1 pseudogene is annotated in these 357 nt (G+C 61.6%); it reads right to left on the bottom strand.

Features of this window, described 5'->3' with window-relative positions:
• Nucleotides 1-73: 73 nt before the first annotated feature.
• A pseudogene (locus ALO43_RS08170) lies at nucleotides 74-357 on the bottom strand (ABC transporter ATP-binding protein); the annotation flags it as partial.

Below are 357 nucleotides of genomic sequence, written 5' to 3'. Positions count from 1 at the left end.
TGCATGTCGATGATCACCACAGCGGCACAGGAGGGGGCGAACGTGAAACAGTCCGGACGCGCATTGACGCTGATCATGCCGGTTCTCCGGCCAACTGCTCGGCACCGGCCATGTGTCGACCCAACTCGGTTCGATCAGCGGCCGCTGCGCTGGTTTCAAAAACCAGTTCGCCGTCATGAATGACCACGATGCGGTCTGCCAGGCTCAGCAGCTCGTCGAGGTCTTCACTGAGCAGCAGGACCGCTGTGCCGCTGTTACGTGCGTCAATCAGGCGCTGGTGGATAAGCGCGACGCTGGCAAAGTCCAGGCCGAATACCGGATTGGCGACGATCAGCACCGCGACGTCAGGGGGCAGTT

The organism is Pseudomonas tremae (genome assembly GCF_001401155.1).
Lineage (GTDB): Bacteria > Pseudomonadota > Gammaproteobacteria > Pseudomonadales > Pseudomonadaceae > Aquipseudomonas > Aquipseudomonas tremae.
Note: the sequence above shows the minus strand (reverse complement) of the source record. Positions and strands in the feature narration are given on the sequence as shown.